Raw genomic sequence first — 21,267 nt, forward strand, 5'->3', positions numbered from 1 at the left:
CGATGTGAAGCGGCTCGCAATGATTGCCGTGCTCGGGTTGACCGCGTTGGCGGTGCGCCGTTACCGGGACGCCCGGGACGCGTTGGCCGCCGTCGCCCCCGATCTTCGAAGTCCGTTGCTGCCGTTCATCTCTGAAACGCGGCACGCTTGGTTGCTGCCGTTGTTTCGGCTCAATGCGCGGATCCCGACGCGCTCGGGTCCCGGCGTAATCGTGACCGAGCGTCACGTCGGGCAGCCCGCCGTGCGAGTAATGATCACCACCCCGGCCGGCGGACAGGCGCCGCGCCCGGGCGTGCTGTGGATACACGGCGGTGGCTACGTCGTGGGTTCACCGCAGCTGGAGGCGTTCGCAACCGCTCACCTGGCAAGGGATCTCAACGTCGTCACCGTGTCACCGGACTACCGGTTGGCCCCCGTCCACCCGTTCCCGGCCGCGCTGGACGACTGCATGGCCGTGCTGCGCTGGATGCGTAGCAACGCCGAAGAATTGGGCATCGACCCGACCCGCGTCGCGGTCATGGGCGCCAGCGCCGGAGGCGGCTTATCCGCTGCAGTAGCGCAGCGCAGTCACGACGAGGGAATCCCGTTGCGCGCTCAGGTGCTGGCCTATCCGATGCTCGACGACCGCACGGTGCTGCGCCTCGATCACGAGGGGCGTGGCCGGTTCATGTGGACGCCGGCATCCAATCGGCTGGGCTGGAGCAGTTACCTCGGGCGGGAGCCACGGATGTCGGACGCGCCGCAATACGCTGCGCCGGCGCGCCGCACGGATCTGACCGGCCTGGCCCCGGCCTGGGTGGGCGTCGGCGAACTCGACTTGTTCTACGACGAGGATGTTGCCTATGCGCAGGCGTTGAAGGACAGCGGGGTGGACACCACGCTGGTCATCGTTGCGGGCATGTATCACGGCGCGGATGCCATTCGGCGAAAATCTCTGTCAATGAAGGACTTTCGGGCAAGCATGCACAATCATCTGCGCACCTACCTGGCTCAGTAACCCTCGCCGTCGTCGGCCAGGTAGGTGACGAGGTACCAGCGCTGGGGCGGGGTGTCGAACTCCTCGGTTGCAGTCGCTTGATCAAGCCGAACATCGGTCAGCTGCGGATTGTGCGCCCGGACATAATCTTCGAGCGCAGCGGTAAGAGCGTCGCCTCTAAGAGTCGAATCGGCAAGGGCCTTCGCCTCGTGCTTGTTCCAGCTCACGCCCTAGCAGAACACAGGCCCGGGCAGTGTTCCACCCGGGCCTGCGTCGTCTAGAGCGATTACGCCGAGCGCCGAATCCCGCGGTTGCGTCCGATCGAGCCCTTGAGCAGCATGTCGCGTTCGGCCTCCGACAGGCCACCCCACACTCCGTAGGGCTCGCCTACGTCCAATGCATGGGTGCGGCACTCGTCGATCACCGGGCAGCTCCGGCACATCTCCTTGGCGCGCTGTTCGCGTTGCATGCGCGCGCGTCCGCGTTCACCGTCGGGGTGGAAGAACATCGACGAGTCGACACCGCGGCACAATCCCTGCAACTGCCAGTTCCACATGTCGGCGTTGGGTCCAGGTAGCTCTTCCGGCTGTGGCATTGCTGATCCTCTCTGCACGGCACACCTGAAGCAGGCTGGCGGACGGGGCGAGTTGTGCAACTGAATTGGCGGTGGCGTCATCGATGACTACACCGAACACGGTAGACGCTAGGTGGGCTATCGAATTTCAGTCAATAGGTCTGTGTTGTGGCCAAAAACGTACCGGTTGTTTGAGAATTAACGTTGCGTTCATCTGTGACGCCTTTACTGACGGCTAGGTGTGCTAACCGGATCGGACTGTTATGTCAAAACCCCAGTTCAGCTGGGTACCAACGAGTTGCTCTAATGCCCAATCGGGCGCCTGTTAGTAATGATTTGGTAACACAGAGCGCACGAACTTTTTACGATTCATTTGCAGCCAATCACGCTGATTGAAACCCTTCCGGTTGGGCAGAACGGCCGGCGCTTAGCCCCAGCCGCGTAGCCAACGTCATTAGTTGAGCCGCCAGCGGCGGGTTGCCCGCCGCCGGAGCCAGCACGTCCGCCCCCGCGTCCGCCACGCCGAATGCGCGGCGGTACTGCGCCCCGCACCGGGAGTCGCCGCAAACCATTTCGCACCACCCCTTTCTGGCGGCTGATCCGTGGACTCGAGAACGGCGGAATGAAAGTCGCATTCTGGGGTTCTGTAGAGAACCGGCGCGCCCTGGGGCGCTGAGAAGTCAAGTGCGCGTTCGCTTCCCGTGCCGCTGAGCACAGATCGGCCCGCATTACGTAACAGCAGTTGCGAGGGGGCTATGCAATAATCCCGAGCTGGAATATTGATTAATACCGGCGGGGGCACAGCAATTACCGTGAGTGAACCTCCAGGCGTCAGCGATGTTGAGTCCGACGACGCAAAGCTGGTCTGCCGGCTAAATGAAGCCGCGTTCGGTCCCCACCCGGGCAGCTGGCCACTGCCGACCGCGACCTGCCCGCGCCAGTTGTGGTTACGTGCCGTCGCCGCCGGAGGTCAGGGCCGCTACGGCAGCGCCTATGCCGACCTTGCCCTGCTGCGCCGGCAGGTCAACGCAGGACCGCTGGCCTCACTCGCGCACAGCACGCAGGGCTCGTTTCTGCGCCAGCTCGGCTGGCACGCCCGGGCGCGCGGCTGGGACGGGCGCGCATTGGCGCTGGCCGGCGACGATCCCGAAGCGCAAGCCGACGCGTTGGTCGGGTTGGCAGCCGACGCACTGGGCATCGGCCGCCTCGCCGCGGCCGGCGCATTGTTGACGCGCGCCGACGCGGCGCTTGACGGGGTCGAGTTGCCGGCAGCGACGGCGGAGCGATTGACCGTGCGTCGGGGCTGGGTGGGCGCCGAGTTGGCGATGGCCTCCGGTGACGGCCCGACTGCCGTCGCCCGCGCCGAAGAGACTCTCCGACAGGCCCAGGCCATGACCAACGCGTCGGCGCGGCACCTGATCAAGAGCGAGGTGGTGCTGGCGGCCGCGCTGTGCAGCGCCGGTGCCGTCGAGCGGGCCCGCAGTGTCGCGCAACGGGCACTTCAGGCCACCGGACCGCACCGTCTGTTGCCGCTGCGTTGGGCTCTCGCTTGCTTGCTGATGGATACCGGAAACGTCACGGTTCCGGAACAAGGGCTGCCCGAACTGGCTGAAATTAGAGATATTTGCGCAGGTGAGGTGCAACGCGCCGGTGGCAACTGGCGTACCGCTTGAAAATCCTGTCCGGCCGTTACTACTGATCAGCGAGTTAGCCCGGGATGTGTCCCGTTCGTGACTTTGGAGAAACCAGCGTCGATGACAATGCAGAAAGAACGTCTCGATGCTGTGGTCGTGGAGGCCGCTGCTGGGGACCGAAACGCGCTTCGGGAGGTGCTGGAAACGATCCGTCCGATCGTCGTCCGCTACTGCCGAGCACGCGTCGGCACGGTCGATCGGGGCGGGCTGTCAGCAGATGACGTGGCTCAGGAGGTGTGCTTGGCCACCATAACGGCGCTGCCGCGCTACCGGGACCGAGGACGCCCGTTCCTGGCCTTCCTGTACGGCATCGCAGCACACAAAGTCGCCGACGCCCATCGTGCCGCCGGCCGCGACCTGGCCTACCCCGCCGAAGAGGTGCCCGAACGTCGGTCATTCGACGCCGGCCCTGAGCAGCGGGCCATCGAGGCCGATTCGGTCAGCCGGATGAGCGAACTGCTCGAGATATTGCCGGCCAAGCAGCGCGAGATCCTGATCCTGCGGGTGGTGGTGGGTCTTAGTGCAGAGGAGACGGCGGCGGCCGTGGGCAGCACGACCGGCGCGGTCCGGGTGGCCCAGCACCGCGCACTTCAACGATTGAAAGACGAGATCGTCGCGGCAGGTGACTATGCGTAATTTCGGTTCTGATTTCGGCGCTCCTCGCGGGGAGCAGCCCGCGCTCGACGAGGTTTCCCGAACCGACCTACTCCTGGACGCTCTGGCGGCCCGTACCGAGAGCCAATTCGGTCCGCCCGGCGAATTCGACGACTTCGACGACCAAGCGCTGACCGCGCTGCTCGGCGACTGGCGAGACGATCTGCGGTGGCCACCGGCCAGTGCACTGGTCTCGCAGGACGAGGCCGAAGACGCACTGCGCGCCGGGATGATGGCCCGCGGCCATGGCCGGCGCGGTTTGGCCGCGGTCGGGTCGGTGGCCGCGACCCTGTTGATGCTCAGCGGGTTTGGCGCCGTGGTGGCCGACGCCAAACCGGGCGACCTGCTGTACGGCCTGCACGCCATGATGCTCAACGAGCCGCGCGTCAGTGACGATTCAATCCTGTTGTCCGCCAAGGCAGATCTGGCCAAGGTTGAGCAGATGATCGCGCAGGGCCAGTGGGATCAGGCGCAGAGCCAGCTGGCCGAGGTGAGCAGCACCCTGCGGGCCGTCAACGACGGCGGCCGCCGGCAGGGCCTGCTCGATGAGGTCAACCAGCTCAACACCAAGGTGGAAAAACGCGACCCGAACGCGACGGTGCGGCCCGCCACCCCGCCCACCACCGAACTCGCCGTTCCCAGCGCTCCGGCGAAGTCGTGGACGCCGCTGGCTCCCGCCACCGAGCCCGCCATCCAGTCGCAGCCCCCGGCGGCCACCGCACCAGCCACAGAACCATCCACTGATGCCCCGGAGCCGACTGAACCCGCCAACCCGGAGGTTTCGGCCACCCTGACACCGACGACCACGCCACCGACGACCACCAACCCGAGCTCGACTACCAGCCCGACTACAACGACCAAGCCGAAGTCCACGACCACGACGCCTTCCACGGGGCCGTCCACCACGACCACGACGCCGTCCACGGTTTCGCCGCACACCACACAACCCAGCTCAAGCAAGCCCGGGACCAGCGCGTCGGCGACACCGAGCGGCACGCCTAATTCGCCGGCGGCAGCAGCGAGCTCACCGGTTCCCACGTCACAGTCGGGGCAACTTTGGGATAGAACGACCGGGCCGGCGAGTCCAACCGGGCCGCGAACACCGTTCCCGAAGGGGACGGCGCCTTAACTCACAGGTGGCGGCGGAAGCCGTCGGCGTCTGACGTCGCCTCGTTCAGCGATGCGTCGGCGTACCCGCGGCAGTAATCCCACGTGACGTAGGCGTCCGGTTCCGGGTCGTAGGCCGGCTCGTGGGGGCGCACGGTGCCGTCGATCAACAGCTGCAGCAGATTGGCGCGCAACATGTCCCAGTCGTGGTAGTGATCCTGCTGGCACTCGTCGCAGCACACCACCAGTCCGCGAATGCCTTTGTGCGCCAGCAGGGCTTCATATACCGCTAGGTCCGCGAGGTCCGCTTCGACGGCCATCCGCTCTTGCTGATCGAGTGGCTGACCAGGCTCGACGGCTTCCAGCGCTGCCGACGGGTCACAGGGGTCGTCGGCGAATGGATCGGGCGGCAAACCCGGCGGGAGGTGGTCACGCACCCCCATAGCCTACGCAGGCCGGTAGGGAATACGCCAGAAATTGTCCAGGCACGCCGTTACACCGCTGTTTCTGGCTGAGCATGCCCCGAAAGACACGACAGAACTCGCGAGTCGGGGTGTCCGTGGAAGCCGATAGGATGAGTTTCTTACCCCCAGCATGCGTATGGAAGGCCTCGCCGATGTCCCGTGGCATGTCCGGCCTCGAAGACAGCTCCGACCTGGTCGGTAGCCCCTACATGCGTATGGGCGGCCTGGCCGAGGATTCGGTGCCCACCGGAGGCGACGACCCGCACAAGATCGCCATGCTCGGCCTGACTTTCGATGACGTGCTGCTGTTGCCCGCGGCCTCCGATGTGGTGCCTGCCACCGCCGACACCTCCAGTCAGCTGACCAGGCGGATTCGCTTGAAGGTGCCGCTGGTCAGCTCGGCGATGGACACCGTCACCGAGTCCCGGATGGCGATCGCGATGGCCCGCGCCGGCGGCATGGGCGTGCTGCACCGCAACTTGCCGGTCGCCGAGCAGGCCGGCCAGGTCGAGATGGTCAAACGTTCCGAGGCCGGCATGGTCACCGACCCGGTCACCTGCCGCCCGGACAACACATTGGCCGAGGTAGATGCGCTGTGCGCCCGGTTCCGGATTTCCGGCCTGCCGGTGGTCGACGACGACGGCGCGCTGGTCGGCATCATCACCAACCGGGATATGCGGTTCGAGGTCGACCAGAACCGGCAGGTCGCGGAGGTGATGACCAAGGCTCCGCTGATCACCGCCCAGGAGGGCGTCAGCGCGTCGGCGGCGCTTGGCTTGTTGCGCCGCAACAAGATCGAGAAGTTGCCCATCGTCGACGGGCACGGCCGGCTGACCGGGCTGATCACCGTCAAAGACTTCGTCAAGACCGAGCAACACCCGCTGGCCACCAAGGACCGCGACGGACGGTTGCTGGTGGGCGCGGCCGTCGGTGTCGGCGGCGACGCTTGGGTGCGCTCGATGATGCTGGTAGACGCCGGCGTGGACGTGCTGATCGTCGACACCGCGCACGCGCACAACCGGCTGGTGCTCGACATGGTCAACAAGCTCAAGCTCGAGGTCGGCGATCGGGTGGACGTGGTCGGCGGCAATGTCGCTACTCGTTCGGCGGCGGCGGCCCTGGTCGATGCCGGCGCCGACGCGGTGAAGGTCGGGGTGGGGCCGGGTTCGATCTGCACCACCCGCGTGGTGGCCGGGGTCGGTGCACCACAAATCACCGCGATTTTGGAAGCCGTCGCGGTGTGCCGCCCGGCGGGGGTTCCGGTGATCGCCGACGGGGGTCTGCAGTACTCCGGCGATATCGCCAAGGCGCTGGCTGCGGGCGCGTCGACCACGATGCTCGGCTCGTTGCTGGCCGGCACCGCCGAAGCGCCGGGCGAGCTGATCTTCGTCAACGGCAAGCAGTACAAGAGTTACCGCGGGATGGGGTCACTCGGTGCCATGCAGGGACGCGGAGGCGCCAAGTCCTACTCCAAGGACCGCTACTTCGCCGATGATGCGCTGTCCGAAGACAAGCTTGTCCCCGAGGGCATCGAGGGACGTGTGCCGTTCCGCGGCCCACTGGGCTCGGTGATCCACCAGCTGACCGGCGGTCTGCGCGCCGCGATGGGCTACACAGGGTCACCCTCTATCGAGGTGTTGCAGCAAGCGCAGTTCGTCCGGATCACTGCGGCGGGTCTGAAGGAAAGCCACCCACACGACGTCGCCATGACCGTCGAAGCACCCAACTACTACGCACGTTGAGCGAACCGAACATGGTCGAGATCGGCATGGGCCGCAGCGCCCGTCGCACCTATGAACTCAGCGAAATCAACATCGTGCCGTCGCGACGCACCCGCTCGTCGCAGGACGTGTCTACGGCCTGGCAACTCGACGCCTACCGGTTCGAGATCCCGCTGCTGGCCCATCCGACCGACGCGCTGGTGTCACCGGAATTCGCCATCGAACTCGGCCGCCTTGGTGGCCTGGCGGTGCTCAACGGCGAGGGGCTGATCGGGCGCCACGCCGACGTGCAAGCCAAGATCGCCCAGCTGGTGGAGGCGGCCAGTAAGGAACCGGAACCGTCGGCGGCGATCCGCCTGCTGCAGGAGTTGCACGCCGCACCGCTCGACCCGGAGCTGCTCGGCGCCGCGGTGGCCCGCATCCGCGAGGCCGGCGTCACCACGGCGGTACGGCTCAGCCCGCAGAGCGCCCAGACGCTCACCCCGGTGCTGGTACAGGCCGGCGTGGATCTGCTGGTCATCCAGGGCACCATCGTCTCGGCCGAACGGGTCGCCAGCAACGGCGAGCCGCTGAACCTGAAGACCTTCATCTCCGAGCTCGACATCCCCGTCGTCGCCGGCGGCGTGCAGGACCACCGCACCGCGCTGCACCTGATGCGCACCGGCGCGGCCGGCGTCATAGTCGGCTACGGATCGACCAGGGGAGTGACCACCACCGACGAGGTGCTGGGCATCAGCGTGCCGATGGCCACCGCGATCGCCGACGCCGCCGCCGCGCGGCGTGAGTATCTCGACGAAACCGGTGGCCGCTACGTGCACGTGCTGGCCGACGGCGACATCCACACCTCCGGCGAGCTGGCCAAGGCCGTCGCGTGCGGGGCCGACGCGGTAATGCTGGGCACCCCGCTGGCCGAAGCCGCCGAGGCCCTGGGCGAGGGCTGGTTCTGGCCGTCCGCCGCGGCGCACCCGTCGCTGCCACGTGGGGCATTGCTGCAGATCGCGGTCGGCGAACGTCCGCCGCTCGAACGCGTGCTCAACGGGCCGTCCGACGACCCGTTCGGCACCCTGAACCTGGTCGGCGGTCTGCGGCGCGCCATGGCCAAAGCCGGGTACTGCGACCTCAAAGAGTTCCAGAAGGTCGGACTGACGGTCACCAGCTGAACCTCCGGCATCTCGCGGTCGGTGGCTGGTTGACCACTCCGGTGTAAAGCGGGTCATACTGCACCGATGAAACCGGATTACGACGTTCTGATTATCGGTTCGGGGTTTGGCGGTAGCGTCAGCGCGCTGCGGCTGACGGAAAAGGGTTACCGGGTCGGTGTGCTCGAGGCGGGCCGCCGGTTCTCCGATGAGGAGTTCGCCAAGACCTCCTGGGATCTGCGTAAGTTTCTGTGGGCCCCCCGGCTGGGCTGCTTCGGCATCCAGCGCATCCATCCGCTGAAGAACGTGATGATTCTTGCCGGTGCGGGTGTGGGCGGCGGTTCACTGAATTACGCCAACACGCTCTACATCCCGCCGGACCCATTCTTCAACGACCAGCAGTGGAAGCACATCACCGACTGGCGTGATGAGCTGATGCCCCACTATGAGCAGGCGCAGCGAATGTTGGGCGTCGTCTACAACCCGACGTTCACCGACGCCGACCGGATCGTCAAAGAAGTTGCCGACGAGATGGGTTGCGGCGACACGTTTGTGCCGACCCCGGTGGGTGTCTTCTTCGGTCCTGACGGCACCAAGACCCCGGGCCAGACGGTGCCCGACCCCTTCTTCGGCGGCGCCGGTCCGGCCCGCACCGGCTGCCTGGAGTGCGGCTCGTGTATGACCGGCTGCCGCTACGGCGCCAAGAACACGTTGGTGAAGAACTACCTTGGTCTGGCGGAATCGGCTGGGGCCGAAGTGATTCCGATGACAACCGTGAAGGGGTTCGAGCAGCGATCCGACGGACTGTGGGAGATCAAGACCGTCCGTACCGGCAGCTGGCTGCGCCGCGACCGCCGCACGTACACCGCGGCGAACGTGATTCTGGCCGCCGGCACCTGGGGCACCCAGCACCTGCTGTTCAACATGCGCGACAAGGGCAAACTGCCTCGGCTCTCGGAGCGATTGGGCGTACTGACCCGAACCAACTCCGAGTCGATCGTCGGCGCCGCGACGCTGAGTGTGAAGGAAGACCTAGACCTCACTCACGGGGTGGCGATCACGTCGTCGATTCACCCCACATCCGACACACACGTCGAACCGGTTCGTTACGGCAAGGGCTCCAACGCTATGGGACTGCTGCAGACCCTGATGACCGACGGGGCCGGACCGAAGGGCACAGATGTGCCGCGCTGGCGACAGTTGCTCAACGAGGCGCGCTCGGATCCCAAGCTGATGCTGCGGATGCTTTATCCGCGGCAGTGGAGCGAGCGCACGGTGATCGCGCTGGTGATGCAGCACCTTGACAACTCGATCACCACGTTCACCAAGCGCGGCAAGCTGGGCATCCGCTGGTACTCGAGCAAGCAGGGCCACGGCGAGCCGAACCCGAGCTGGATCCCGGTCGGCAACGAGGTGACCCGGCGCATCGCCGAGAAGATCGACGGCGTGGCCGGCGGCACCTGGGGCGAGCTGTTCAACATCCCGCTCACGGCGCACTTCCTCGGCGGCGCGGCGATCGGCGACAGTCCGTCCAACGGGGTCATCGATCCCTATCACCGGGTTTACGGTTACCCGACGTTGTTCGTCGTCGATGGCGCCGCCATCTCGGCCAACCTCGGCGTTAACCCCTCGTTGTCTATCGCCGCGCAAGCCGAGCGGGCGGCTTCGCTCTGGCCGAACAAAGGCCAGAACGATGAACGGCCGCTGCAGGGAGATCAGTATCAGCGGCTGAACCCGATCGAACCGGAGAATCCGGTGGTGCCCGCCGACGCCCCTGGCGCCCTGCGGTGGCTGCCGATTGACCCGGTCGGCAAGACCGGCTGATTCAGCTCGCTTGTTAACTCGCTAAAGCCAGCGGCGCCCCGCTCACAACTCGGCTGCGCTGTCCGTGCTTGTTGACGGGGACGTCGCCCATCAGCGTGACCCGGTGCATCAGCCGGTGCTGGTCGTCGTAGTCGTCGACGGCGCGGTGCTGAGTGGCGCGGTTGTCCCAGATGGCGACGTCGCCGGCCTGCCAGTTCCATCGAACCGTGTTCTCGGGCTTGGTGATTCGCCGCTGGAGCAGTTCGAACAGCGCATTGGATTCGTAGTTGTCCAGACCAACGAAGCTGCGCACGAAGTCACCGGCGACCAGCGTGCGCTCGCCGGTCTCGGGGTGCACCCGCACCAGGGGGTGCACGGTCTGAAAGTCCGGTGTCTCGAACGCCTGCCGGAATGCGCGCTGCAGATCGGTCATCTGCTCGTTCGTGGCCGCGCTTGCCGCGTAGTCGTAGCGGTTGGTGTGCAGGGCCCACAGGTTGTCGACCAGACATTTCAGCGGCTCAGGCAGTTCGGTGTAGGCCGTTGCGGTGTTGGCCCACAGCGTAGAGCCGCCGTAGCTGGGCAGCGTGATCGCGCGCAGGATCGAAGCCGCTGGGTAATTCGCCGCGAAGGTCACATCGGTGTGCCAGCGGTTGGCTTTGCCGAACTCGGAGTTGATCGGCGTGATGATCGAGGCGTCGGGTGCGATCGACGTCGCCGCGGGGTGCCCGATCGGGGTCCCGAGCAGCGCTGCGAACCCGAGTTGCGCCTGGTCGTCGAGGTGGTGCTGGTCGCGGAAGAAGATCACCTTGTGAGTCAGCAGGGCCGCGCGGATTTCCTCGACCGCTGCGTAGGGGAGGTCGCCGTGCAGGCGCACTCCGCTGACCTCGGCGCCGATGCGGCTGCCTAGCTTCTGCACTGCGATGTGGTCTGTCATGCTCTGGTCCTTTGTGCCTCAGCGTGTGTAGTCAACTGACTACGCATGCTGACTGTAGTCGATTGACTACGCCACGGCAAGGGGGTGCTCCACTGAGCACCCGACTGGCCCTGCCCTGGGTATCGACCGGGACGTCGCCAAGCAGGGTGACGCGGTGCATGAGCCGGTGCTCGTCGTCGTAGTCGTCCACGGCGCGGTGCTCGGTGGCCGTCTGTCATGGGTGTGGTCCTTTTCCGGCGAGGCCTGGTGTAGTCATTTGACTACCTCGGTTAACGTAGGCGGGTGACTACACGGTCGGCAAGCGTTTCGCGCGGCGAAATTCCCACCGGACGCGAACAGGTCGCGGCTGCGGTATTGCAGGCCGCCGCCGAGCTGTTCGCCGAGCGTGGCCCCGCGGCGACATCGATCCGCGACATCGCCACGCGCTCAAAAGTCAACCACGGCTTGGTTTTCCGCCACTTCGGCGCCAAAGAGAAGCTGGTCGGCGCCGTGCTGGACTACTTGGGCGCCGACCTGACGGGACTGCTGCAGTCCGGTGCTGCCCCCGATGTCATCGAGGGCGCATTGGACCGGCAGATGCGGGTATGGGCTCGCACCCTGCTCGACGGCTATCCGGCCGAGCAGTTGCAGACCCGGTTTCCCAACATCGCCCCGCTGCTCGACGAGGTGCGTGACCGCTTCCGCGAAAACGGCCAGCCCGACTCGGCTGCGCGGCTGGCCGTCGCCAATGCCCTTGCGTTGCAAATGGGTTGGCGGCTTTTCGAGCCGATGTTGCGCTCGGCGACCGGACTTGAAGAGCTGGACGACGCCGAGCGCCGGCAGGCGGTGCTCGCCGAATCCGCCCGCATGATCGCCCCGGACTGACGGTGGCCGTCGAGTCCCGTTGCCGAGTCCCCGCGAGAGTGCATTTCTCGACAGCAGACCGGCGCGTCGCGTCGTGAAATCCACACTCGGCAGGGGGGTTTCGGCGAATTTAGTCGGGCGCCATCCTCGCCAGGCTCCGACGATGAAGCGGTTCGCGGTTCGGCGGCTGTGGTGGCGGGGGCAGCAGCGCCTCTTGCCGTCGCACCGCGATGGTCGACGGCTCCTCGGTGGTCAAGGTGACTTCCTCACCGGCGTGCTTAATGGTCAACTCCCCGTCGGGACCGTCGCGCAATGTGTAGGTGACGTTTTCGTGGTCGGCATCGACCGTCAACCGGCAACCTCGCCAGCGCACCCGGAACCGGAGCCGCGAAATGCCCTCGGGCAGTTGAGGATCGAGGGACAAGATGCCCTCGTCGTCGCGCAGGCGCCCGAACCCGACGACCAGGGCCATCCACGCCCCGGCCAGCGAGGCCATGTGTAGACCGTCGCGGGTGTTGTGGTGCAGGTCGCGCAGGTCGATCAGCGCGGCCTCGTAGGCGTAGTTGTGGGCCAGCTCCAAATGGCCGACCTCCGCGCACATCACCGCCTGGGTGCAGGCCGACAGCGACGAGTCGCGCACGGTGCGCCGCTCGTAGTAGTCGACGTTGCGGGCCTTCTGCTCTGGGGTGAACGCGTGGCTCTGCCACTGCATGGCCAGCACCAGGTCAGCCTGTTTGATCACCTGAGAGGGGTAGAGCCGCACATAAGCCTCGTGCAGCAGCAAGGGGTAGGTGTCGTTGGCCTCGAAATCCCATTCGGCGAAGTTGGTGAAGCCTTCGCACTGCTCGTGGACGCCCAACTCCTCGTCGTAGGGGATGTTGACGGCGTCGGCCGCGTCGCGCCAGGCCGCCATCTCTTCGTTGGTGACACCCAACGCGCTTGCCTTGTCGGGATGGCGCTTGGCGGCGTCGGCGGCGATGCGCAGGTTGTTGGCCGCCATCAGATTGGTGAACACGTTGTCCCGCACGATCGCCGTGTACTCGTCGGGACCGGTGACGCCGTCAAGATGCCAGACGCCTTCGCGGTCGTGATGTCCCAGCGAGATCCACAGCCGTGCGGTCTCGATGAGCACCGGCAATCCGCATTCCTCTTCCAGTGACTCGTCCCCGGTGACGATGCGGTAGCGCTCGAAGGCCATGGCGATGTCGGCGTTGATGTGCCAGGCCGCGGTACCGGCCGGCCAGTACGCCGAGCACTCCTGCCCCCGAATGGTTCGCCAGGGAAAACTCGCGCCGTCCAGGCCGAGTTCGGCAGCCCGCTCCTTGGCCAGGTCCAACGTAGAGGCCCGCCAGCGTAGCGCGTCGGCGACCGCATGCGGGACCGTGTAGGTGAGCACCGGAAGCACGAAACCCTCAGTGTCCCAAAAGGCATGGCCGTCGTAACCGGTTCCGGTAAGCCCCTTGCTGGGAATGGCCCGACGCTCGGCGCGCGCACTGGCCTGCAGCAGGTGGAACAACCCGAACCGGACCGCCTGCTGGCTTTCCGGGTCGCCGTCGACCTCGACGTCCGCGGCATCCCAGAACAGATCCAGATAGGCCCGCTGGCCGTCGAGCAGGCCCTGCCAGCCGCTGTAGCGTGCACTGGACAGTGCCGCGGCGGCCTGATCGCGCAGCGCCGGACGCGACCGCAGACTGGACCAGCCGTAGGCAAGGTATTTGACGATGCGCAGCTTCTCCCCGGGGCGCAGTCCGCAGATCACCGTTGTGCGCGCCAGGTCGGCGCGGGCGTCGGTGGTGACGTCGACGCGCCCCGGAACGTCGACTTCGTGATCCATCGCGGCGGCCATCATCAGTGCACTGCTACGCGTCCGGTGCATGAGAAGCGCTCTGCCCTTGGTGATTTCGTGATCGACTGCCTCCAGCGGGTTCTCCAAGATGGCCGACACGCGTGGGTCGTCGGAGGTCTCGGGCTGGTCCTCGTTGGTCACCAACTCCGACTGCACGGTGACGCGGGCGAAATCGTCGATCGCCTCGACTACGTACTCGATGGCCGCCACACTGCGGTGCACCAGCGAGACCAGCCTGGTCGAGACCACCTTGACCTGCTTGCCGGTGGGGGAGCGCCAGTGCGCGCAGCGCGTCATCGTGCCGGCTCGTAAGTCGAGAATTCGCTCGTGGTCCAGTAATTCGCCGTAGCGGACGTCGAAGGGCTCGTCGTCGACCATCAGCCGAATGATCTTGCCGTTGGTGACGTCGACGACGGTCTGGCCGGCCTCGGGATATCCGTAGCCGGCTTCGGCGTAGGGCAACGGGCGGATTTCGTAGAACGAGTTCAGGTAGGTGCCGGGTAGTCCGTAGGGTTCACCCTCGTCGAGGTTGCCGCGTAATCCGATGTGCCCGTTGGATAATGCGAACACCGACTCCGATTGCGACAGCAGGTTGAGGTTGAGCTTGGTCTCGCGGATCTGCCACGGCTCGACCGGGAATGCCTCCTCCGAGATCATGCCAATTTCCCCTATCCATCAGCGAGCAGTTCGGCGAGATCGGTGACAACCACATCGGCGCCGTTGTCGCGCAGATCCTGCGCCTGGCCGATGCGGTCCACCCCGACCACGAGTCCGAAGTTACCGGCTCGGCCGGCCTGGACGCCGGATATTGCGTCTTCAAAAACGGCGGCCGCGCCGGGTTCGACCTCGAGCAACTCCGCCCCGCGCAGATAGGAGTCGGGGGCCGGCTTGCCGGCGATGTTCTCCTCCCGCAGCGTCACACCGTCCACGCGCTGCTGGACGAACCGATCCAGGCCGGTGGTCTCCAGGACATCGCGCGTGTTGGCGCTCGAGGAGACCACCGCTATCGCCAGGCCCGCCTCCGAGACCGCCTCCAGGTATCGGCGTGATCCTTCGAAAACTTCGATCCCGTCGTCGTGCAAAACCTTCTGAAACGCATCGTTTTTGCGGTTGCCCAACCCATGTATCGTCTCGGCGTCATCGGGATCGTCGGGGCCGCCGTCGGGCAACTCGATGTCCCGGCTTGCCAAGAATGATCGAACGCCGTCTTCGCGTTTCTTGCCGTCCACGTACTTGCGGTAGTCGGCGGCCGGATCGAACGGGACGAATTTGTCGCCGGTGCGCTCTGCTCGCTCGGACAGGTAGGAATCGAACATCTCTTGCCACGCCTTGGTGTGCACGCTCGCGGTGTCGGTTAACACACCGTCGAGGTCGAACAGGCAGGCACGTACGTTATCTGGCAGGCCCAACTCTGAGTGACTCACGGGTACCTCGTGTCCTGGATGGTTAATGGCTTACCTGTTCCCCATGCCCTCCCGATCGAATTCAGAAACCCGATGCGGTCTTTGCACAGGTCCGGACGCGTAAGTACGGCTCAGGAGTCAATTAGGCCGTGCTTGCGTGCCACTTCCTCGAAGCTGCTCCGCACCGCGAGGATCTGCTGGGCGCTCAGCGCCGGAGTGATGTGCAGTAGCTTCTCGGTTATCGTGTGGCGAAATTCGTCAGCCGATAGCACGTCGAAGTACTCGTCGCCACCCGGAAACGCTTCGTCATCGTCCTTATGACGCGGCTTTGCCGATCCCGCGTCAGTTGCCAAATGGACCTGCGTTGCAAATTTGCCCCGTGCTCCTTCTTCAATTTCAAAAGAAACCCGAGCACCGGCACGGGCTTGACGTTTGTCCATTTCTAGATCGTTAGCGTGCAAGAAAACATCTTCGCCACCGACATCCGGAGTTATGAAGCCATAGCCCCGCACATCGTCAAACCGCACCACTTTCCCAGTAACCCGCACCTCGACCTCTCAACGCTCGTCGCCGCCCGGCGAACCATTGCCGACAATAAAGAAGGGTACTGTTTCCGGCGCTGCATTTGACAGGTGAGAGTTTTCCATTGTGGTGCTGGAGAAATCCCTGCCGCGGAAGGCCTCTCGGCGCAACGCGAGGCCGGAGGGTGCGGCCAGGGCCAGCGGCTAAACTGACTCGCCGTGACCGAGCCTGCTGACCTTGATGTGCCTGGGGCACCGGTGCGCCCGGTGCTTGTCGTGGATTTCGGTGCACAGTATGCCCAGCTGATCGCCCGGCGGATCCGCGAGGCGCGGGTCTTTTCGGAGGTCATTCCGCATACCGCCTCGATCGAGGAAATCCGGGCTCGCGACCCGTTGGCGCTGGTGCTGTCCGGCGGACCGGCCAGCGTCTACGTCGAGGGTGCCCCGCAATTGGACCCGGCGCTGTTCGAGCTTGGTCTGCCGGTATTCGGCATCTGCTACGGATTCCAGGCGATGGCCCAGGCGCTCGGTGGCACCGTGGCGCATACCGGCACCAGCGAGTATGGCCGCACTGAACTGAAAGTCGTTGGCGGCGAACTGCATTCAGATCTTCCCGAGGTTCAGCCGGTGTGGATGAGTCACGGGGACGCGGTTACCGCCGCCCCGGATGGATTTACCGTGGTGGCCACCAGTGCGGGTGCGGCGGTGGCAGCGTTCGAAGCTCGGGATCGTGGCCTGGCTGGCGTGCAGTACCACCCTGAGGTGCTGCACACCCCGCACGGGCAACAGGTGCTCAGCCGGTTCCTGCACGAGTTCGCCGGAATCGGCGCGCAGTGGACCCCCGCCAACATCGCCAACGCGCTGATCGAGCAGGTGCGCGCGCAGATCGGGGACGGCCATGCGATCTGCGGCCTGTCCGGCGGAGTGGACTCGGCCGTGGCCGCCGCCCTGGTGCAGCGAGCCATCGGCGACCGGTTGACTTGCGTCTTCGTCGACCACGGGTTGTTGCGCGCCGGTGAGCGTGCCCAGGTGGAGCGCGACTTCGTCGCCGCCACCGGCGCCAATCTGGTTACCGTCGACGCGGCGCAGACGTTTTTGGCCGCGCTATCCGGTGTCAGCAATCCAGAAGGCAAACGCAAGATCATCGGCCGCCAATTTATTCGCGCGTTCGAGGGTGCGGTGCGAGATGTCCTGCACGGCAAGGAGATCGACTTTCTGGTGCAAGGGACGCTCTACCCGGACGTGGTGGAGTCCGGCGGGGGCAGTGGCACGGCCAACATCAAGAGTCACCACAACGTCGGCGGCCTGCCCGATGACCTGAAGTTCACCCTCGTCGAGCCGTTGCGGCTGCTGTTCAAAGACGAGGTGCGCGCGGTCGGACGGGAATTGGGCCTGCCTGAGGAAATCGTTGCGCGCCAACCATTTCCGGGCCCGGGGCTGGGAATCAGAATCGTCGGAGAGGTGACCGCGCAGCGGTTGGAGACGCTGCGTCGCGCGGACTCGATCGCGCGCGAGGAGCTGACCGCGGCGGGCCTGGACAACCTGATCTGGCAATGCCCGGTGGTCTTGTTGGCCGATGTCCGCTCGGTGGGTGTGCAGGGGGACGGCCGCACCTATGGACATCCGATCGTGCTGCGACCGGTGTCCAGTGAGGACGCCATGACCGCCGACTGGACCCGGGTTCCCTACGAGGTGCTCGAGCGCATTTCCACCCGCATCACCAACGAGGTCCGCGAGGTCAATCGCGTGGTGCTCGACATCACCAGCAAACCACCTGGCACCATCGAGTGGGAGTAGCCCGACCTGCGCTGATCGCACTCCGGGCGGTCGGTCCTGGGTTACGATATCGCGATGATCGGTACCCTTTCTGCTGCCCACGTGGAGCGCCGCGAGTTCTGGGGGGAGCTGTGCCCGGGGATGTCCATCGAGGCGGGCAATGTCGCCAGACCCGCCTCGGTCGGTGAAACCGCCCCGCTGTTCGCCGACCTGAAGCGCGAGGGTTACGTCCAGGTGGCCGACGCCCTGTCGGAGGCCATCACCGCACCGATCCGCTACGCCGTTTCGACGTTGTTCCAGCGCGGGATTCCGCTGGCGTTCGCGTTCGTCTACGACGAGTTGTGGCTTGCCTTCCAAGGACTTTCGGACTTCCTGACGTCCGTGCTCGGCGAGGGTTACCTGGCGCTGCCCGACTTCTGGGTATGGCACGTCAACCCCAACGAGAACGCAGTGGGCTGGGGGCCGCACCGCGACCGGTTGATGCCGACCCTGGATGCCGACAACTCGCCGCACACCCTGACCGTGTGGCTTCCGTTCACCGACGCCACCCCGCTCAACGGCTGCATGTACATGCTGCCCGCCCATCTCGACGACCGCTTCCGGCAACGCAGATGGGATGGCGCCGACAACACCGTCGTTTACAACCCGCAGGACATCCGTGCGTTGCCGGCGACGGCCGGGTCCATGCTGGCCTGGAACCAGGCGGTCCTGCACTGGGGCGGTCGGGGCAGCCGGCTGGGGACGGCCGCGCGGATCAGCGCCGCCTTCGAGTTCCAGCGTGCCGACCGGCCGGCGTTCAACAATCCGCTGCTGGATCCCGCTCGGGTGCCGACTTTCCACGAACGGCTCGGACTGATCGGAAAGCAGGTGCTGCAGTACCGGCACATGTATCCGCTCAGCGATGACGTCGCGGCCGTTGCCACGTCGCTTTTCCAGCGCTACATGCCGGGAATGCCGGTGCCGGTTGGGGTTTCGGCCCCGCCCGGCCTCGCTGTCAGCTGAGTTATCGGGCTGCCGCCACCGCAGTCGTTGTTCGACGGCTTGGGCTAGGTCGTCGGTCCGAGCGCATAGGCGCCGGTCTCTGGATCGTGATACCAGCCGCTGGCTGCGTGGGTGCCGCCGTCGACGTGGATCGTCTGCCCGGTGATGTAGCTCGACATTTCAGATGCGAGAAACACTGCCGCGCCCGCCATCTCATCGACGTGACCGGCGCGTCCCAACGGGACGGTGAGGCCGAAACGCTCGTCGGAACCCGGCGGTGCCATCTGCATGATGCCTTCGGTAAGCGTGATGTCGGGCGCCAGCGCGTTTACCCGGATGCCGTGCGGTGCGAGTTCGAGGGCCGCGGTCTTGGTGTAGTTGATGACTCCGGCCTTGGCGGCCGCATACGCTGCGTAACCGGGCGCGGCCCGGACGCCTTCGATCGACGTGATGCTGATGATGCTGCCCGGCAGCTTCTGTTCGACGAGGCCGCGGGCCACCCGTTGAGTGCACAGGTAGACGTGGCGCAGATTCGATTTGTACAGCGCATCCCAGCCGTTCTCGCTGGTGTCGAGGATCCCTGATGAGAACACCCCGCCGGCGTTGTTGACCAGGATCGTGACGGGTCCGAGTTCGGCGGTGGTATGCGCGAGCGCGGCGTCGACCGCGGTGCTGTCTCGGACGTCGACGGGGATGCCCAGCGCGCCGATTTCCCCGGCGGCTTCGGCGCACGATTCGGGGTTGCGTTCCCAGATGGCCACTTTGGCGCCGAAGGTCGCCAGGCCTGCGGCAATGCCGCGCCCGATCCCGGCACCTGCGCCGGTGACGACTGCGACGCGGTCGGTCAACAGGATGCTCGCCGGATTGATCGTCATGCGCTGACTATAGGAAGGCGCGTGCGCTGGTTCGCGATCCGGACAAAGCCGAGGCGTTGCGCCGGATCGGCGTCGAACTCGTCGAGGGTGATATCAGCGATGCCGGCGATGTGCTGCGCGCTGCCCACGGCGCTGAGTACGGCCACGTTCTTCAATTTGCTGCGGCTGATTGAGCCTCATTTCATGCCAGGAGTCACACCAGCATCGAACGCATAAAGCCGCCTCTTGCGTTGCTTGACGGTTGTCAGAGGGCAGGTGTTTACTCAAGCCAATCGAACATATTTTCGAAAAGAGCGCCAAGGTGGGAGGCTGATATGACTGTGGCTTTGGCCTCCGAAAGCCGGGCTGACCAGCTCGAATCGCTGCGTCGGCGGATGGAGGCGATGTCCGGAAAGAGCACCGCCCATACCGAGGAACTGTTGCCGGGGGCGAGCCCCTCCATGTTGCCGCGTGGAACGGTGGCGGTGCTGTCCGGCGCGCGCTCGCTGGTGCTGCGCATGGTGGCTTCGGCGACGGCCGACGGAGGCAACGTCGCCATCGTCGGCCAGCCGAATATCGGGTTGCTGGCCGCGGTGGAGATGGGGGCGGATCTGAGCCGGATCGCGGTGATACCAGATCCCGGAAATGATCCGGTAGAGGTGGCCGCCGTACTCGTCGACGGTATGGACCTGGTGGTTCTCGGCCTGGGTGGGCGCCGGGTGACGCGGACGCGGGCCCGGGCCGTGGTCGCCCGGGCCCGTCATAAAGGGTGCACGGTGCTGGTCACCGATGGTGACTGGGAAGGGGCGTCGGCGCGGTTGGAGGCTCGGGTCTGCGGTTATGAGCTGAGTCTGGGCAGCCGCCCGGGGTTCGGACGCATCAGCGGGGTGCGGTTGCAGATCAGCCGGTGCGGGCGGTCGATCGGTCGAGTTCGCACCGGTTGACGTCGATGGCCCCTTCTCGAGTGCTGGCGATCTGGTGCATGGACTGGCCGGCGGTCGCGGCGGCCGCGGCCGCGGGCCAGCCCGCGACGGCCCCGGTTGCGGTCACGTTGGCAAACCGGGTCATCGCCTGTTCGTCGATGGCTCGGGCGGCCGGGGTACGCCGAGGGCTGCGGCGCCGGGAGGCGGCCGCGCGGTGCCCGCAACTGCACGTCGCGGCCGCCGATGTGGACCGCGACGCCCGCTTCTTCGAAAGCGTGGTCACCGCGGTGGAGGATCTGGTGCCGCGCGCCGAGGTGCTGCGGCCCGGGCTCCTGGTGCTCCCGGTGCGCGGTGCGGCCCGGTTCTTCGGGTCCGAGCAGCAGGCGGCCGAGCGACTGATCGACGCGGTTGCAGTGAGTTCGGGGGTCGGTGCCGAGTGCCAGATCGGGATCGCCGACGGGCTGTCCACCGCGGTCTTCGCCGCGCGGGCCGGTCGCGTTGTGGAGCCCGGTGGCGATGCGCGGTTTTTGTCCGCGCTGTCGATCCGCCAACTGGCCACCGAGCCGAGCCTGTCCGGACCGGGACGAGAGGAGCTGGCGGATCTGTTGTGGCGGATGGGGATTCGCACCCTCGGGCAGTTCGCCGCGCTGTCTCGCACCGACGTCGCGTCCCGGTTCGGGGCCGACGCCATGGTCGCACACCGGTTCGCTTGCGGCGAAGCTGAACGCGGTCCTTCCGGCCGCGAACCGCCGCAGGAACTCGAAGCCGTGCTGGACTGCGATCCGCCGATCGACCGCGTCGACGCCGCGGCATTCGCCGGGCGCTCACTGGCGGCCACGCTGCACCAGGTGTTGCTGGCTGCCGGAGTGGGCTGCACCCGGTTGGCCATTCACGCGGTCACTGCCAACGGCGAAGAGCTCAGCCGGGTGTGGCGGTGCGCCGAACCGTTGACCGAGGACGCCACCGCAGACCGGGTGCGTTGGCAGCTGGACGGTTGGTTGAGCCATCGCATCGCGCGCGGCCGCCCACTGGACGCACCGGTGACGCTGCTACG

Annotated in this window: 21 protein-coding genes and 1 pseudogene; 13 read left to right on the forward strand and 9 right to left on the reverse strand. The window is 66.2% G+C overall.

The window, feature by feature from the left end; genetic code table 11:
• The first annotated feature begins 4 nt into the window (after positions 1 to 4).
• Positions 5 to 997, forward strand: a complete 993-nt coding sequence (locus tag A5634_RS04345) for an alpha/beta hydrolase (RefSeq protein ID WP_065142850.1) — start codon at positions 5 to 7, stop codon at positions 995 to 997.
• On the opposite strand, the gene A5634_RS04350 is transcribed toward A5634_RS04345, so the two are convergent.
• Together A5634_RS04350 and A5634_RS04355 are read right to left on the reverse strand one after the other, a co-directional pair.
• On the reverse strand, positions 991 to 1,203 hold the full coding sequence (locus A5634_RS04350) for a hypothetical protein (RefSeq protein WP_065142851.1): 213 nt from the start codon (positions 1,201 to 1,203) through the stop codon (positions 991 to 993). The genes A5634_RS04345 and A5634_RS04350 overlap by 7 nt on opposite strands.
• Positions 1,204 to 1,262: 59 nt before the next feature.
• Positions 1,263 to 1,571, reverse strand: a complete 309-nt coding sequence (locus A5634_RS04355) for a WhiB family transcriptional regulator (RefSeq protein WP_065142852.1) — start codon at positions 1,569 to 1,571, stop codon at positions 1,263 to 1,265.
• An 839-nt stretch (positions 1,572 to 2,410) separates the two neighbouring features.
• Here A5634_RS04355 and A5634_RS04360 point away from each other — a divergent pair.
• The 3 genes from A5634_RS04360 (at position 2,411) to A5634_RS30260 (ending at position 5,027) form a co-directional block, all read left to right on the forward strand.
• The gene (locus A5634_RS04360) at positions 2,411 to 3,223 is read left to right on the forward strand and encodes a hypothetical protein (RefSeq protein WP_065142870.1); all 813 of its coding nucleotides are present in this window, start codon (positions 2,411 to 2,413) and stop codon (positions 3,221 to 3,223) included.
• 81 nt (positions 3,224 to 3,304) lie between these two features.
• Complete coding sequence (locus A5634_RS04365) at positions 3,305 to 3,880, forward strand: sigma-70 family RNA polymerase sigma factor (RefSeq protein WP_065142853.1); 576 nt, start codon at positions 3,305 to 3,307, stop codon at positions 3,878 to 3,880.
• Positions 3,873 to 5,027 carry an anti-sigma-D factor RsdA gene (locus A5634_RS30260; protein ID WP_065142854.1) on the forward strand — a complete coding sequence of 385 codons (1,155 nt, stop codon included), beginning with the start codon at positions 3,873 to 3,875 and terminating at the stop codon, positions 5,025 to 5,027. Before A5634_RS04365 ends, A5634_RS30260 begins: the two co-directional genes overlap by 8 nt.
• Before the next feature lies 1 nt (position 5,028).
• Here the strand turns inward: A5634_RS30260 and A5634_RS04375 are convergent, their stop codons facing one another.
• Positions 5,029 to 5,442: a DUF5319 domain-containing protein gene (locus A5634_RS04375; protein ID WP_065142871.1), complete on the reverse strand. Its 414-nt coding sequence runs from the start codon at positions 5,440 to 5,442 to the stop codon at positions 5,029 to 5,031.
• A gap of 179 nt (positions 5,443 to 5,621) precedes the next feature.
• Between A5634_RS04375 and guaB the strand changes: the two genes are divergently transcribed.
• The 3 genes from guaB (at position 5,622) to A5634_RS04390 (ending at position 10,153) form a co-directional block, all read left to right on the forward strand.
• Positions 5,622 to 7,211: an IMP dehydrogenase gene (gene guaB / locus A5634_RS04380; RefSeq protein ID WP_065142855.1), complete on the forward strand. Its 1,590-nt coding sequence runs from the start codon at positions 5,622 to 5,624 to the stop codon at positions 7,209 to 7,211.
• Between the two features lie 11 nt (positions 7,212 to 7,222).
• Positions 7,223 to 8,350 (forward strand): GuaB3 family IMP dehydrogenase-related protein, encoded by a 1,128-nt coding sequence (locus A5634_RS04385; RefSeq protein WP_065142872.1) that lies wholly within the window; start codon positions 7,223 to 7,225, stop codon positions 8,348 to 8,350.
• 66 nt (positions 8,351 to 8,416) lie between these two features.
• On the forward strand, positions 8,417 to 10,153 hold the full coding sequence (locus tag A5634_RS04390) for a GMC oxidoreductase (RefSeq protein ID WP_065142856.1): 1,737 nt from the start codon (positions 8,417 to 8,419) through the stop codon (positions 10,151 to 10,153).
• Between the two features lie 13 nt (positions 10,154 to 10,166).
• Here A5634_RS04390 and A5634_RS04395 read toward each other — a convergent pair whose 3' ends face one another.
• Both A5634_RS04395 and A5634_RS29185 read right to left on the reverse strand, forming a co-directional pair.
• Complete coding sequence (locus tag A5634_RS04395; RefSeq protein WP_065142857.1) at positions 10,167 to 11,066, reverse strand: TauD/TfdA dioxygenase family protein; 900 nt, start codon at positions 11,064 to 11,066, stop codon at positions 10,167 to 10,169.
• A 31-nt stretch (positions 11,067 to 11,097) separates the two neighbouring features.
• Positions 11,098 to 11,274, reverse strand: a pseudogene (locus A5634_RS29185) (hypothetical protein); the annotation flags it as partial.
• Positions 11,275 to 11,348: 74 nt separating this feature from the next.
• On the opposite strand from A5634_RS29185, the gene A5634_RS04400 reads away from it, so the two are divergent.
• The gene (locus A5634_RS04400; protein WP_065142858.1) at positions 11,349 to 11,930 is read left to right on the forward strand and encodes a TetR/AcrR family transcriptional regulator; all 582 of its coding nucleotides are present in this window, start codon (positions 11,349 to 11,351) and stop codon (positions 11,928 to 11,930) included.
• Between the two features lie 109 nt (positions 11,931 to 12,039).
• On the opposite strand, the gene A5634_RS04405 is transcribed toward A5634_RS04400, so the two are convergent.
• The 3 genes from A5634_RS04405 to A5634_RS04415 form a co-directional block, all read right to left on the reverse strand.
• Complete coding sequence (locus A5634_RS04405; protein ID WP_065142859.1) at positions 12,040 to 14,412, reverse strand: glycoside hydrolase family 65 protein; 2,373 nt, start codon at positions 14,410 to 14,412, stop codon at positions 12,040 to 12,042.
• Between the two features lie 11 nt (positions 14,413 to 14,423).
• The gene (locus tag A5634_RS04410; RefSeq protein WP_155769354.1) at positions 14,424 to 15,206 is read right to left on the reverse strand and encodes a beta-phosphoglucomutase family hydrolase; all 783 of its coding nucleotides are present in this window, start codon (positions 15,204 to 15,206) and stop codon (positions 14,424 to 14,426) included.
• 83 nt (positions 15,207 to 15,289) lie between these two features.
• On the reverse strand, positions 15,290 to 15,688 hold the full coding sequence (locus A5634_RS04415; RefSeq protein ID WP_253861477.1) for a cold-shock protein: 399 nt from the start codon (positions 15,686 to 15,688) through the stop codon (positions 15,290 to 15,292).
• A 210-nt stretch (positions 15,689 to 15,898) separates the two neighbouring features.
• Between A5634_RS04415 and guaA the strand changes: the two genes are divergently transcribed.
• Positions 15,899 to 17,476, forward strand: a complete 1,578-nt coding sequence (gene guaA, locus A5634_RS04420) for a glutamine-hydrolyzing GMP synthase (RefSeq protein WP_155769355.1) — start codon at positions 15,899 to 15,901, stop codon at positions 17,474 to 17,476.
• 54 nt (positions 17,477 to 17,530) lie between these two features.
• Positions 17,531 to 18,457: a phytanoyl-CoA dioxygenase family protein gene (locus tag A5634_RS04425; protein WP_065142862.1), complete on the forward strand. Its 927-nt coding sequence runs from the start codon at positions 17,531 to 17,533 to the stop codon at positions 18,455 to 18,457.
• A gap of 44 nt (positions 18,458 to 18,501) precedes the next feature.
• On the opposite strand, the gene A5634_RS04430 is transcribed toward A5634_RS04425, so the two are convergent.
• Positions 18,502 to 19,311, reverse strand: coding sequence for an SDR family NAD(P)-dependent oxidoreductase (locus A5634_RS04430; RefSeq protein ID WP_065142863.1), 810 nt, complete (start codon positions 19,309 to 19,311; stop codon positions 18,502 to 18,504).
• 56 nt (positions 19,312 to 19,367) lie between these two features.
• Here A5634_RS04430 and A5634_RS30085 point away from each other — a divergent pair, with 56 nt between their 5' ends.
• The 3 genes from A5634_RS30085 to A5634_RS04440 form a co-directional block, all read left to right on the forward strand.
• Entirely contained in the window at positions 19,368 to 19,484 is a 117-nt protein-coding gene (locus tag A5634_RS30085; RefSeq protein WP_367593447.1) for a hypothetical protein, read from the forward strand.
• A gap of 141 nt (positions 19,485 to 19,625) precedes the next feature.
• Positions 19,626 to 20,234 (forward strand): hypothetical protein, encoded by a 609-nt coding sequence (locus A5634_RS04435; RefSeq protein ID WP_065142864.1) that lies wholly within the window; start codon positions 19,626 to 19,628, stop codon positions 20,232 to 20,234.
• A 5-nt stretch (positions 20,235 to 20,239) separates the two neighbouring features.
• Positions 20,240 to 21,267, forward strand: a 1,028-nt coding sequence (locus tag A5634_RS04440) for a DNA polymerase Y family protein (RefSeq protein WP_172831615.1), incomplete at its 3' end; no start/stop codon positions are given.

The sequence above is a fragment of the Mycobacterium asiaticum genome, from assembly GCF_001673365.1.
Taxonomy (GTDB): domain Bacteria; phylum Actinomycetota; class Actinomycetes; order Mycobacteriales; family Mycobacteriaceae; genus Mycobacterium; species Mycobacterium asiaticum_A.

Bases quoted from the DNA above. Each gene is read 5' to 3' on its own strand.
- A5634_RS04355 (WP_065142852.1), bottom strand. From the start codon at position 1,571: ATGCCACAGCCGGAAGAGCTACCTGGACCCAACGCCGACATGTGGAAC.
- A5634_RS04365 (WP_065142853.1), top strand. From the start codon at position 3,305: ATGACAATGCAGAAAGAACGTCTCGATGCTGTGGTCGTGGAGGCCGCT.
- A5634_RS30260 (WP_065142854.1), top strand. From the start codon at position 3,873: ATGCGTAATTTCGGTTCTGATTTCGGCGCTCCTCGCGGGGAGCAGCCC.
- guaB (WP_065142855.1), top strand. From the start codon at position 5,622: ATGTCCCGTGGCATGTCCGGCCTCGAAGACAGCTCCGACCTGGTCGGT.
- A5634_RS04385 (WP_065142872.1), top strand. From the start codon at position 7,223: ATGGTCGAGATCGGCATGGGCCGCAGCGCCCGTCGCACCTATGAACTC.
- A5634_RS04390 (WP_065142856.1), top strand. From the start codon at position 8,417: ATGAAACCGGATTACGACGTTCTGATTATCGGTTCGGGGTTTGGCGGT.
- A5634_RS04395 (WP_065142857.1), bottom strand. From the start codon at position 11,066: ATGACAGACCACATCGCAGTGCAGAAGCTAGGCAGCCGCATCGGCGCC.
- A5634_RS04405 (WP_065142859.1), bottom strand. From the start codon at position 14,412: ATGATCTCGGAGGAGGCATTCCCGGTCGAGCCGTGGCAGATCCGCGAG.
- A5634_RS04425 (WP_065142862.1), top strand. From the start codon at position 17,531: ATGATCGGTACCCTTTCTGCTGCCCACGTGGAGCGCCGCGAGTTCTGG.
- A5634_RS04430 (WP_065142863.1), bottom strand. From the start codon at position 19,311: ATGACGATCAATCCGGCGAGCATCCTGTTGACCGACCGCGTCGCAGTC.
- A5634_RS04435 (WP_065142864.1), top strand. From the start codon at position 19,626: ATGACTGTGGCTTTGGCCTCCGAAAGCCGGGCTGACCAGCTCGAATCG.